At 36.8% G+C, this 12833-nt stretch carries 9 protein-coding genes and 1 tRNA gene; 4 read left to right on the forward strand and 6 right to left on the reverse strand.

Translation table 11 applies throughout. From position 1 onward, the window contains the following. Nucleotides 1-49: 49 nt before the first annotated feature. On the forward strand, nucleotides 50-652 hold the full coding sequence (locus tag MR054_RS10290) for an RNA polymerase sigma factor (protein ID WP_242157793.1): 603 nt from the start codon (nucleotides 50-52) through the stop codon (nucleotides 650-652). Between the two features lie 173 nt (nucleotides 653-825). Here the strand turns inward: MR054_RS10290 and MR054_RS10295 are convergent, their stop codons facing one another. The 6 genes from MR054_RS10295 to trxB all read right to left on the reverse strand — a co-directional run bounded on the left by MR054_RS10295 (nucleotide 826) and on the right by trxB (nucleotide 8566). Next, on the reverse strand, nucleotides 826-1638 hold the full coding sequence (locus tag MR054_RS10295) for an HAD family hydrolase (RefSeq protein ID WP_242157794.1): 813 nt from the start codon (nucleotides 1636-1638) through the stop codon (nucleotides 826-828). Between the two features lie 166 nt (nucleotides 1639-1804). Further along, nucleotides 1805-3838, reverse strand: a complete 2034-nt coding sequence (locus tag MR054_RS10300; protein ID WP_242157795.1) for a T9SS type B sorting domain-containing protein — start codon at nucleotides 3836-3838, stop codon at nucleotides 1805-1807. A 424-nt stretch (nucleotides 3839-4262) separates the two neighbouring features. Next, complete coding sequence (fsa, locus tag MR054_RS10305; RefSeq protein WP_242157796.1) at nucleotides 4263-4916, reverse strand: fructose-6-phosphate aldolase; 654 nt, start codon at nucleotides 4914-4916, stop codon at nucleotides 4263-4265. Nucleotides 4917-4920: 4 nt separating this feature from the next. After that, nucleotides 4921-6966: a transketolase family protein gene (locus MR054_RS10310; protein ID WP_242157797.1), complete on the reverse strand. Its 2046-nt coding sequence runs from the start codon at nucleotides 6964-6966 to the stop codon at nucleotides 4921-4923. 443 nt (nucleotides 6967-7409) lie between these two features. After that, nucleotides 7410-7484: transfer RNA gene (locus MR054_RS10315), tRNA-Pro, on the reverse strand. A gap of 101 nt (nucleotides 7485-7585) precedes the next feature. Next, nucleotides 7586-8566: a thioredoxin-disulfide reductase gene (gene trxB, locus MR054_RS10320; protein WP_242085249.1), complete on the reverse strand. Its 981-nt coding sequence runs from the start codon at nucleotides 8564-8566 to the stop codon at nucleotides 7586-7588. A gap of 166 nt (nucleotides 8567-8732) precedes the next feature. Here trxB and MR054_RS10325 point away from each other — a divergent pair, with 166 nt between their 5' ends. The 3 genes from MR054_RS10325 (at nucleotide 8733) to MR054_RS10335 (ending at nucleotide 12660) form a co-directional block, all read left to right on the forward strand. Next, nucleotides 8733-9203, forward strand: a complete 471-nt coding sequence (locus MR054_RS10325; protein ID WP_242085250.1) for a hypothetical protein — start codon at nucleotides 8733-8735, stop codon at nucleotides 9201-9203. Between the two features lie 322 nt (nucleotides 9204-9525). Then, nucleotides 9526-10620, forward strand: a complete 1095-nt coding sequence (locus MR054_RS10330; protein ID WP_242157798.1) for an alkaline phosphatase family protein — start codon at nucleotides 9526-9528, stop codon at nucleotides 10618-10620. A 111-nt stretch (nucleotides 10621-10731) separates the two neighbouring features. Further along, a complete protein-coding gene (locus MR054_RS10335) occupies nucleotides 10732-12660 on the forward strand; it encodes a metallophosphoesterase family protein (RefSeq protein ID WP_242157799.1) in 1929 nt (642 codons plus the stop codon). Nucleotides 12661-12833 lie beyond the last annotated feature (173 nt).

Raw genomic sequence — 12833 nt, forward strand, 5'->3', positions numbered from 1 at the left:
TTTTTTTTTAGTTTTGCAATAATTGATGTCTAATTTTATTGATTTCGATATGAAAGTTGTATACAATAATGATGTTGAATTGATACAATCGTTAAAAAATGGAGAATCAAAAGCTTATAGTTATTTATTAAATCAATATCACCATAAACTTTGTGTTTATGCTTATGGCCTTACTAATGACTATGACATATCAGAAGATATCGTCCAAAATGTTTTTGTTTATCTTTGGAAGAATCGAGTAAAATTAAAAGATCTATTTTCTATTAAGAGTTATTTATACAAATCCGTTTACAATGAGTTTATTGACCAATATAGAAAAAAGAAAACCGTAATAGCCTTGGAAAAGGAGTATATTGATGCTTTAAACCATGTTGTAGACACGGAAGACGAAAACTCCTTGGAGCGACTTATCACCCTTGTGAAGCAAGAAATTGAACATTTGCCCCCGAAATGCAAACAAACCTTTTTACTCAGTAAAAAGGAAGGTCTTACTAATATGGAAATTGCTGAATATCTTGATGTTTCCATTAAATCAGTGGAAGCCCATATCACTAAAGCGTTTTCTATATTACGCCAAACGGTTGGTGATAAAATGGAAAGTTTGCTGTTCTTATTATTTGGGATAACCAGGAGGTCATCTTCCACCTATTAAATTTTGAATTTCAATCCCTTTACTGACTTAAAAGGTCGCTTTTGATAAAAGGTTTTGATGTTGTCACTGGTATGAATTAGGAATTATGTCTGAATATTTCCCTTGCCCATATTTCCTTCCCTCAAATTATCCAAGAAGATGATTTTTACATTCTATATCGGAGCAGACTAATTCTATATCGTTTTTTGGTTTTGCAGCACTTTTTCAAGGATTTCTTCAACGCCTTCTTCGGCATTACTATTGGTTGTATAACGCGATATTTTTTTTACGTCTTTATGCGCATTTTCCATGGCAAAACTAAAATAACCCAACTGCATCATGTTCAAGTCGTTATTATAATCGCCAAATACCATGGTTTCTTCATGACGAATTCCCATCTCTTTCTGAACTAATCCTAAGGCATAACTTTTATCGACCTCCGGATGTGATATGTCCAACCAATTTTGACCGGAAACCACCACCTTTAATTCATTGGACAATTCCATTAAAAAAGGCAACACCTGTTCCTCTGTAGATTCAAAATGATACACTGCAATTTTTAAGAAGTCATCATCAACAACCTGGGTCAAATCGTTAACAATGTTATAAGCGGTATAATAATTACTTAATTTAGATATAAAACCAGGATTATCCGTCTCAATATAGGCCGATTTTCTTCCACACAGAACAATATAACTTCCTTTAACTGCCCTTAAAATGGTAATAGCCTTTAGGACTTCATATTGGGTTAGTTTAAACAAAATCTGTTCGGTATTCTTGTATTTTATCATGCTACCGTTTTCGGCAATTATGGATAACTGATCTTTTATGGGATGCAGTTTTTCCAAAATACTTTGATATTGTCTCCCACTGGCCACTACGAAATGAATATTTTTCTTTCTTAATTCCATAAACTGGTTAAAAAAGCGTGTACTCACCTCACCCTTTGGATTGAGTAAAGTCCCATCCATATCTGAAACAACTAATTTAATCTGTGATAATTTCATAGTAAAAAATCAAGTGACAAAAATAACATATTAATGTTGTCTCGAAGCTAAGCTATATTAAGTTTTTGTTTTAAACTGTACCGCTTAACAAAATCCATCGATTACATTTGCAATTATTGAAGGCTTAAAGAACCGTTTAATTTACTTTTTCAGAATTACTCCTGCGCTATCGCTTCAAGGTGAAATGGCCTTTAAAGGATCTTCCGTCTGCCAATTCCACGTGAAACCAATAATCGCTGGTGGGTAGCATGGCTCCATGGAAGGTCCCATCCCAGCCCATAGATAAAGGGTATAATTGTTTTAATAGCTTACCATACCGATCATAAATATAGATTTTGCTATCAGCCTGTAAAGTGCTCAATCCTTGAATTTGCCAATAATCATTTTTACCGTCCCCATTGGGTGTAAAAAACTTTGGGTAATTCATTATATAAACCTTCTTTTCAACAATACCACATCCTTTCTTATCTCTTACATAAACAACATAGTCGCCCGGAAGTAAATCATTAAAAGTATTTTGGTCCTGATAAAACAGATTATCTATGGAGTACTCATAAACTCCATTACCCTGAGCATGCACGCTAATGGAATTACTCTGAAATGTCCAATCCTTAATTTCAATATTATTGATGACTGCCAGGCCAGATTCAAAAACCTCAATTTCTACGGTATCCTCACAGACGATTGATGGGTCTGCAGTGTTGTTAAATACCGTAACACCATACGTTCCTGCATGTTTGATTTCAATGACACTAGTAGTTTCGCCAGTCGACCACAAATAGCCATCGTGACTCGAATTTAAATACAGTATTACCGGTTCTTGATCACATATAAACCAATCTGTGTTGATATCAATGGATGGATTGTCATACACCACAATAGTTTGATTTAAATAATAGGTGTTATGGCCAGATATTACCTTCGCATTAACCTCATATACTCCCGGAGTTTTATACAAATACTCCAAGGAGGCTTCGGAAGAATTTTCCATTTGTCCATCCCCCAGTTCCCAGGTGATGCTGTCAATTGGTTGATTAATCTCTAATTTAAATTGACCGGCATTCCCCAGGCAAATATTATCGGCTTCAATACTCCCAACAAAATAGGATTGTATAAAGGACGGTAGTCCAAAAACTGTAATTCGATCCCCTAAATTGATCACCTGACTTCGGTGCTCACATCCAATTCCCCGTACATTAGGGTTATCTATAACATCCAAAAATGAAGTGTAACTATTAGATATATATATTCTACCATCCAGGGCCAATTGTATTGCCGACAATAAATTCGGTCCAGAATAAATAAGGATATCTGAACTTAAAATGCTGTCTTTGTCATAATTGCTTACATCAAATTGGTGTAACTTGCTTGAGACTTTTGCCAAATTGAAATCTGAAACATAGAGTAGATTGCCATTTGGAGAAAATTCCAAGCCATAAGCACCACTTCTACCATCATTATCAAAAACACCATTAATTAAAATAGGATCTGTAATAGCACCCGTGCGGGTGTCAAAATTGAAGAGCTCCACAAAACTATCTGTATACCATTTAGCTATTGCCAGTTTAGTACCATCCGGAGATACCTTCAAGTACCCAGGGCTGTTATTTCCATGGCCTCCATGATAGCTACCTGTCGCTATTTTCATGGGTGTTGTGTTTACCCCATTATCGCTAACACTAAATACTAAAAACTCATTACTGTTCCACGCATGGGAAATTACCCAAAAATCCTTGCCATTGGAATGATGTACAGCGGTAATTTTTTCAGAACAAGGGGTATACAAGGGAACATTTTTATTCGTTGTAACCGCTCCCAAGCCATTATTTAAACTAAGGTCGACTTCAGTATATCTCAACCCATTCGGGTTGCCTACATTGGTGACCGTAAAGATGTAATAAATAGAATTAGAGTTTGGTTGTGGCACAATGATAGCAGATTGCGTACTGGATGAATGCCCCAATAGACCTGTCCCATTGGACATTATGTGATGCCTTCTATCCCAAACCGTAATTCCATCGGTATAGAATAACAGTTCCCCTTTATTATTTGATATGGTGGCACAACCTTCATTGGTTACTAAAGCACCGTTCAAAACAACTTCAGCATCACTCTTATTAAAATGTAAACCAGCTGCATTACCAAAATACCAATAGGAAGACTCTTTTTGAGCACTAGACCAATGAACTGCAATCACCATAAGAACCTGCAACAGTTTTCTTAAAGATTTGTATAAATTCGCGTATTTTTTGTTAGAATTGGTCAATATATCCTTTTATTCAATAGCATTAAATAAGTTCCAGACCCATTTAAATTACCGTTTCCATCATAGATTATAATACAAATAAGTGTATATTCCAAAAGATAAAGTCTTCCTTGCTGTAGATTGTATTATTTTTGGCTTTGATGATGACAATTTGAAGATTTTATTGTTTCAAAGGAATTTTAGATAAAGTATTGGATGAGATAAACTTTATCAATAAAATAAAATCGATGGATATCCTTAATTAAGTTAAAAGAAAAAGATATGACCTCTTCTACTAAGGGATCATATCTTTATAGGTTTGATCGGAAAAAATACGACGCCAAACAAGGCAACCATTTTTACTTGAAGTTATCGTATTCTAATTTCCTTTTTTAAAGTCCTCTAAGAACTTTGCCAATCCGATATCGGTTAACGGGTGTTTCAATAGTCCCATGATGGAAGATAACGGGCCTGTCATCACATCACTACCTATTTTTGCACAGTCAATCACATGCATGGTGTGTCGTATAGAAGCCGATAAGATTTGTGTTTCAAAGCCATAGTTGTCATAAATTTGTCTTATTTCTGCAATAAGATGTAAGCCATCTGTGGATATATCATCCAATCTTCCAAGGAATGGGGATACATAGGTAGCTCCGGCTTTCGCTGCCAACAGGGCCTGACCCGGAGAGAACACCAGGGTCACATTGGTTTTAATACCCTTATCTGAAAAGTATTTACAAGCCTTGATACCGTTCGCAATTAGAGGAACTTTTACAACGATTTGTGGATGTAGAGACGCTAATTGCTCCCCTTCTCTTACCATGCCTTCAAAATCGGTTGCTATGACCTCAGCACTTACGTCACCTTCAACGATATCACATATTTTTTTGTAATGGGCCAAAATGTTTTCAGCTCCTGTAATGCCTTCTTTGGCCATTAAGGATGGATTCGTTGTAACGCCATCCAAAACACCCAAGGCCTGGGCCTCGGCAATCTCATTTAGATTTGCCGTATCTATAAAAAATTTCATGTTTTTAATTTATTAGAGCCGTTTTTCCTATGAATTGTTTGACTTCTTCACTCACTTTTTTACCAGTGAATCCGAATTTCTCATCCAGTACAGATGCCGGCGCTGAATATCCAAAATGATCCAAACCAAATACTTTTCCGTTCACACCCACTAGCCCTTCTAAATTAATAGGCAACCCAGCGGTTAAACCAAATAATGGAACATCATTGGGAATTATGCTTTCTTGATAAGATTTCGGTTGTGATCTAAACAGGCCTTCTGAGATAATGGATGCTATACTCACTTTTAAACCATCCTCCTCTAAAATGGACGCTGCCTCCACCAATGTTGACACTTCAGAGCCATTGGCTATGAGCACCACATCGGGATTTTCAATTTGCTTCACTAAATAGCCTCCCTTTTCCGATGCTTCAGCGTCTTGATAGCGCGACCCGGTAACCGCCGGAATATCCTTAATATTTTGTCGTGATAAGATGAGACCTGAAGGTGTCTTATTATTTTCCAGGGCCATCTTCCAAGCCACTGAGGTTTCTGCTGAATCCGCAGGTCTTAAGGCCAGGAAACTGTTATGACCACTATGGTTCTTCAATTTTTCCAATAAACGCAATTGGGCTTCCTGCTCTATCGGTTGATGCGTCGGGCCGTCTTCTCCTACCCTAAAAGCATCATGGGTCCAGACATACTTAACCGGAAGCTCCTGGATACAACTCAACCGAATGGCCGGTTTCATATAATCTGAAAATACAAAGAACGTCGCTACCACGGGAATTACTCCACCGTGCAAGGCGATCCCATTGGCTATGGCGGCCATCGTTAACTCGGCTACACCGGCTTGTAAAAATGAACCACTAAAATCCCCTTTGCGTAAGGCTGAGGTTTTCTTTAAAAAGCCATCTGTCTTATCACTATTGGATAAATCGGCAGAAGACACAATCATATTCTCAACATGGTCGGCCAAATACCCCAAAACATTCGAAGACGCTGCTCGTGTGGCTAATCCCGGCTTGTGTTCTATTGAGGCAAAGTCTAAACTCGGTAGGTCACCGGAAAGAAAAAGATCCAGTTTTTTGGCCAGTTCAGGATTTGATTTTTGCCACGCCTTTATTTGGTTCTTCTTTTCAGATGCTTGAGATGTTTTCGATTTTTTTAGGCCTTCATAACATTTAGCTACATCCTCAAAGATATCAAAGGGCTGCTCAGGATTGGCTCCCAAGTTTAATAAGGTCTTGGTATAATCTGCCCCTGTATGCCCCAATGGCTGACCGTGCAATTCACAGTGTCCCTCATACTTACTGCCATCGCTGGCAACACAACCTTTACCCATAATGGTCTTACCAATGATTAGGGTTGGTCTTTCAGTTTCCGCATTAGCATGTTTTAAGGCCTGTCTGATTTGATCATGATCATGGCCGTCAATAGTCAAGACATTCCATCCCCATGCTTGATACTTCATCGCAGTATCTTCAGTGGTTACCACATCTGTAGACGTCGATAATTGAATGTCATTCGAATCGAAAAACATAATAAAATTACTCAGGCCTAAATGACCGGCAATTCTACCCGCTCCTTGAGAGATTTCTTCCTGTATACCACCATCGGAAATAAAACCATATATTTTATGATCCATCCATTCTCCAAACCTGGCCTGTAAAAACTTGGCTGCGATAGCCGCACCAACGCCCATGGTATGTCCTTGCCCCAAAGGTCCGGAGGTGTTCTCTACACCTCGTTTTACATCAACTTCGGGATGTCCTGGTGTATTAGAGCCCCATTGTCTGAAATTCTCAATATCGTTTTTTTCGTAATTACCCAATAAATAATATTGGGCATACATGAGGGTAGACAGATGACCCGCATCCATAAAAAATCGATCTCTAAATGGCCATGTCCTATCCGTTGGATCGTAATTAAAAAATTCCGAATACAGGATATGCATAAAATCCGCGCCTCCCATGGGACCACCCGGGTGACCGGAATTCGCTTTCTCTACCATGGCGGCTGCCAATGCCCTGATATTATCCGCAGCTTGTTGATCGATTTTTTTGTTCATTTCTAATCAATTAAATACAGTTAACAATTATTATTTCTAAAATACTTATAAAAATTTACTTAATATTAAACTTGTAAGTCTTATATATAAATTTTAAACCCCTATTCTATTTACAACCTTAACCAATAATATAAAGTTTATTACAGGGTTTTTGGTTATTATCGAATTGAAAATTAATAATACTTAGTAAAACAATTATATCCTATCTCAAATAACTAATCCACTGCATAAAAACTTTTAAAAGGATATAAATCAATTATATAGAATAACATACCCATTCACTTAAATACAGGTTTGTCTTCGCAATTGATTATTTGAAAACCATTAACCCCATTATTCCCAAAAAAGTAAAAAAAACAGGTTGTATCTTGTGAAACATTTAAATCCCTTGTCTAGCTATTTAGTTGTTGTTAAAAGGTTTGTATATTTTAAACCTTAAAAAGTCGGGATGACAGGATTTGAACCTGCGACCACACGGCCCCCAGCCGTGTACGCTAACCGGACTGCGCCACATCCCGATGTCTTATGGGCTTCAAAGAAAACACTTTTTAAAATAATTACAAAACAAAAAACCAAAGCATTTCCATACTTTGGTTTATTTTTTTAAGTAAAGTTAACACTAGTTATATGTAGACGTTGAAACTTCAAACGACGAATCTTTTGCTGCCAAATACCGTTCTGCATCGAGAGCAGCCATACATCCGGTGCCAGCGGCGGTAACTGCCTGTCTATAAACATGATCTGCCGCATCACCAGAAACAAAAACGCCTTCAACATTGGTTTTGGATGTTCCGGGCTTGTTGATAATATAGCCCGTTTCGTCCAACTCCAAATAATCCTTAAAAATATCAGTATTGGGTTTATGACCTATAGCCACAAAAAATCCTGTGGCAGGAATCTCAAATTTTTCACCGGTTTTATTGTTAAACACACGAACTCCTGTAACAACCTGTCCGTCGCCCAGGACCTCATTGGTCTCGGTATTAAACAAAATCTCTATATTCTCGGTATTTTTTACCCTAGCTTCCATTATTTTAGAAGCTCTAAATTCATCTCTGCGCACAAGCATGGTTACTTTTTTACACAATTTTGATAAGTAATGTGCTTCTTCACAGGCCGAATCCCCTGCCCCAACAATTACCACTTCCTGATTTCTATAAAAGAAACCGTCGCACACAGCACATGCTGAAACGCCTCCACCTAGTTTTAAATATTTCTGTTCAGATTCCAATCCCAGATATTTCGCTGATGCCCCTGTTGAAATAATTACCGTATCACAATGAATCTCTTTTGTATCGTTAACCCATACTTTATGTACAGGTCCGGAAAAATCCACTTTAGTAATCCATCCGTCACGCACATCGGTATCAAAACGTTCCGCCTGCGACTGAAACTGCATCATCATTTCTGGTCCCGTAATCCCGTCAGGATACCCCGGAAAATTTTCAACCTCATTGGTAGTCGTTAATTGACCGCCCGGCTGCGTCCCCTGGTATAGAACAGGCTTCATATTGGCCCTTGCCGCATAAATGGCTGCAGTATAGCCCGCAGGGCCTGAACCTATAATTAGACACTTTACATTTTCTATTTTTTCAGACATGATATTTCATTTAATGACACAAAAGTAGAGTTTTTGCCTAAAACCTTACTTATAAGTTATCAACAGTTCTTATTTAAGAATAACTGCTTGTTATGGTATTTAATATTGAATAAGTTTTTTTTTGTAACTTGTAAGAAACTAACTTAAATTGAATAATATTGAGACTATGAAAAAATATGTATTCACCCTCTGTCTTGTTTTGATTTTTTCTTGTAAAAATAATTCAAATTCAACAGCGAACGATGATAACTCGCTAGAAACCCATGAAGATAGCCACTCTCTACAAGGGGCATGGGAATTGGTTAGCTATTTTAACTACAGAAGTGATGGTACTATTGATACCATAAAATCTTCAAATGCCCTCAAGCAAATTAAAATGTATTCTCCTACCAAAGTCATGTGGTCCAGATTACGCGTTTCGGATTCTATAGATTGGTTTGGATACGGTGATTACACTGCTAATGATAGTGTTTTAACGGAAATTTTAGATTATGGTTCAAAGGCGATGAACAACGTGATTAAAGAAAACAAAGAATTTGAATTCAGATTAATTCTGGGAGAGGATAAATTTTCACAAATTCAATTAGACGAACAAGGAAATCCGATGTTTGCAGAAAATTACAGACGCATTGAATAATTCGCCCATTATAAAGCAGTCTTACTTAAAACCCACAAATCCTTGCTGATGATATAATGAGCAAGGATTTGATATTTGCCAACTATTATCAATTTCATAGGAGTAGCAATGACGCTTATCCCGTTCAATAAATTATTTTTCAATCATTTCATATTTCAAAAACAAATTTTGAGGAATTTATTGACGTTTTTACCATGATTATTTACGGCTTTTTATCATGACTTAACTATTAACCATTTTTATTTGTTTAAAATTTGAAATTAGATGTTTAAGGCTATTATCAAAAACAAATAATACGTAATTTTATTCCAAATCAGACACAATGAAAAAATTCCACATCACTCTTATTGCCTTCATCTTTTTATCAATAGCACTAGGTTATTGTCAGCATGAAAACGACTCTAAAGTCATTTTAATTACTTTAGACGGGTTTAGATGGCAGGAACTTTTTACAGGTGCAGATGAAACTCTCGTTTCCAACGAAAAATATGTAGCGCAACCAGAGCATTTAAACAAGTTGTTTTGGAGATCTTCTGCCAAGGAACGAAGAGAAACTCTTTTACCATTTATTTGGAACTCTGTTAGCCAGTTCGGGCAAATTCACGGTAACAGACGGCTAAATAGCAAGATGAACTTAACAAACACCCATTGGTTTTCTTACCCGGGATACAACGAAATATTAAGTGGTATTGCCGATGACGACCGAATAAACAGTAACGACAAAATACCCAATCCTAATACAACAGTTTTAGAAACCGTGAACAATACGTCAGAATACCATGGACATGTTGCGGCATTTGGGAGTTGGGACGTTTTCCCATACATTGTGAATAGCGAACGAAGCAAAATACCCGTAAATGCGGGCTTTGATGTAGCATCCGGACTTTATTTAACACCGAATGAACAGTATTTAAATAGAATACAAAAAAACACCTATAGTCCCTGGAGTTCTGTGCGTTTAGATGTGTTTACCCACCTTTATGCATTAGAGCATATGAAAAAAGAACACCCCAATCTCGTTTATATTGCATTTGGTGAAACAGACGACTTTGCCCATGATGGCAATTATGAAGCCTATTTAAAATCGGCACATAGGACCGATAGCTTCATTAAAGAATTATGGGATTTTACACAAAATGACCCCTTTTATAAAGACAACACAACGTTTATAATTACTACCGATCATGGCAGGGGAACTGAACCATTGGACACCTGGAGAAGTCATGGAAGAGACATTAAGGGCGCAGATGAGGTATGGTTAATTGTTTTTGGGAAACATATTGAATCCTTAGGAGAGGTTTCAAGATCTGAACAAATATATACCAACCAAATAGCAGCATCTATTGCTAAACTGTTAAACGTTCAAGTGAGCAAACAAGCTCAGGGCAGTGCGTTTTATTTCATAAATAATCCCTAAAAATGAAGTATCATCAATACGTGAAAATTCAAGACTGTAAACTCATCTTGTTTTAAGTTCAGAAAAGTCCCGAGATTATCTTATAAATATTTTTAATCAATCTTTTATGGCATGAAATTCATAAGCTTTTTATTTTACTCATTCCTATTCTTATTAATAAACGTTTCCTGCAACTCCAAAATCGAGTCAAAACCAGAAGCAGAACTGCAAATAGCGGTTATTGCCGATGTTCATTTACAAGATGTGTATGGCGCACTTTCAGACCATAATTACAGGGGTGTAAAAAACGATAAAAATGGAAAATATGCGCTTATAAGAACTATGGGATCTCAATTGCGTTCCACTCGAATTTTTAATGAAAACTATTTTGCTTTTTTGGCTTCTTTGGACGATGTCGTGAATAGAAATATCAAGCACGTGTTGCTTCCTGGTGATTTTTCGGATGATGGTCAACCGCTGCATTTAAGAGGTCTAAAAGAAATTTTGGATAGGTATTCAAAATTGCACAATATTTCCTTTTACCTGATTACGGGGAACCATGACGTAGTACAACCCTTTAGTCATGATGATGGCAAGGTCGATTTTCTAGGCATTGGAGGTAAGGCTCAACCTATATTGTCGAGTTCAACCTTACAAACTTCTTCTTCCAATGAGACCTATCCCCCAATAGTAAGTAAAGATATTCAAAATTTAGGATATCTGGAGGTGACCAAGCTATTCGGGAATTACGGATTTTTTCCACAAGAAAGCAATTTATATTGGGAATCTCCATTTTCCAATTACAATTATGATAATTACGATTTTCAAGTTGCTCAGCAAATGGCTGCATTGGAAAACAGAAGCCGGCTAATACCCGGAAATGATATTCCTCTTCCTGACATCAGTTATCTGGTTGAACCTATTAGTGGCTTATGGTTATTGGCACTGGACGCCAATACCTACCTGAAAAGAGATCTGAATGAACTAAATTCAGAGTATCGTAATACCGGTGAAGGACATAACAATTTACTAAATCGAAAAAAATATCTTATCGATTGGGTAGAAAAAGTGGTTAAAGAAGCACAGCTAAGAGGCAAAACACTTATTGCTTTTAGTCATTACCCGATGATTGACTTTAACAATGATGCCTCATCGAATATCGATAACCTGCTAATTGGAAGTAAAATGCAGCTTAACAGGGTGCCCAATGAAGATGTCGCCGAATTGTTTGCTCAAGCCGGTTTGAGAATCCATTTTGGTGGTCACATGCATCTCAATGACACCGGAATACGAACGAGCAAAGAAGGACATACCCTTATAAACATACAGACACCATCACTAGCAGCTTACAAACCAGCCTATAAATTGCTTACCTTAAAAGAAAATAACCTGGCAGAAATAGAAACCATTGTTATCGATTCGGTTCCTGGATATGATACATTTTTTGAACTCTACAGACAGGAACATGATTATTTAAAAAGTATCGGAACTATAAATATTTGGAACGATACCATACTGAGCTCTAAAAGCTACCATGAATTAATGAGCTGGCATTTAAAGGAACTAGTGCGATTGCGCTTTTTAAAGTCCGAATGGCCTTCTCATTTTACCGAGCTGCTCTTATCGCTTTCAGGAAAGGAACTATTAATGCTTTCGCAATTAGAAAGCGGTTTACCGTTTGATGAAAACTCTAAAAATACGCTATTTGAAAATATCCGTTTTTCGAATAGATGGCCACAAATTGAAACTATGTTAAAACAACATAAATTAACACTGGACCAGTTTGAAGATTGGTCTGGTGAAGATTTGATATTTGACATCTATAGACTTAGGAGTGCAGATCAACTTGCATTTAATGACATAGGTACCAGCAGATTAAAACAATACGAATGCCTTACCCATGCTTTCTTAAACTCGAGTGCTATGACTTCAGTTGATAATACTTTAAGCAAGAAAATGATGGAACTGATGATTTTACTTGATAAATTTATGCATGGTGCGCCTTCCATTCATTTTGAAATTAACTTGAACACCGGAGAAATACAGTCTTTATATAATTAAAACTATTAGGATAATCAAACAAATTCTACTTGGTTTGCCGATGACATTCCTTCCTTAATTAAACAAAATTCAGGTACCCCTCCCAAAATAAACGCATATTGGTAAAAAGGCCTAAATAGTAGATATCAAAATCTAATAAAGAACCTATTTAAGGTCCCTTAAATTTACAAATG

The organism is Aestuariivivens sediminis, assembly GCF_022662105.1.
GTDB classification, from domain to species: domain Bacteria; phylum Bacteroidota; class Bacteroidia; order Flavobacteriales; family Flavobacteriaceae; genus Aestuariivivens; species Aestuariivivens sediminis.

What these genes read in the sequence shown, in the direction of transcription:
- MR054_RS10290 (WP_242157793.1), top strand. Translation starts at nt 50, where the DNA reads ATGAAAGTTGTATACAATAATGATGTTGAATTGATACAATCGTTAAAA.
- MR054_RS10295 (WP_242157794.1), bottom strand. Translation starts at nt 1,638, where the DNA reads ATGAAATTATCACAGATTAAATTAGTTGTTTCAGATATGGATGGGACT.
- MR054_RS10300 (WP_242157795.1), bottom strand. Translation starts at nt 3,838, where the DNA reads ATGGTGATTGCAGTTCATTGGTCTAGTGCTCAAAAAGAGTCTTCCTAT.
- fsa (WP_242157796.1), bottom strand. Translation starts at nt 4,916, where the DNA reads ATGAAATTTTTTATAGATACGGCAAATCTAAATGAGATTGCCGAGGCC.
- MR054_RS10310 (WP_242157797.1), bottom strand. Translation starts at nt 6,966, where the DNA reads ATGAACAAAAAAATCGATCAACAAGCTGCGGATAATATCAGGGCATTG.
- trxB (WP_242085249.1), bottom strand. Translation starts at nt 8,566, where the DNA reads ATGTCTGAAAAAATAGAAAATGTAAAGTGTCTAATTATAGGTTCAGGC.
- MR054_RS10325 (WP_242085250.1), top strand. Translation starts at nt 8,733, where the DNA reads ATGAAAAAATATGTATTCACCCTCTGTCTTGTTTTGATTTTTTCTTGT.
- MR054_RS10330 (WP_242157798.1), top strand. Translation starts at nt 9,526, where the DNA reads ATGAAAAAATTCCACATCACTCTTATTGCCTTCATCTTTTTATCAATA.
- MR054_RS10335 (WP_242157799.1), top strand. Translation starts at nt 10,732, where the DNA reads ATGAAATTCATAAGCTTTTTATTTTACTCATTCCTATTCTTATTAATA.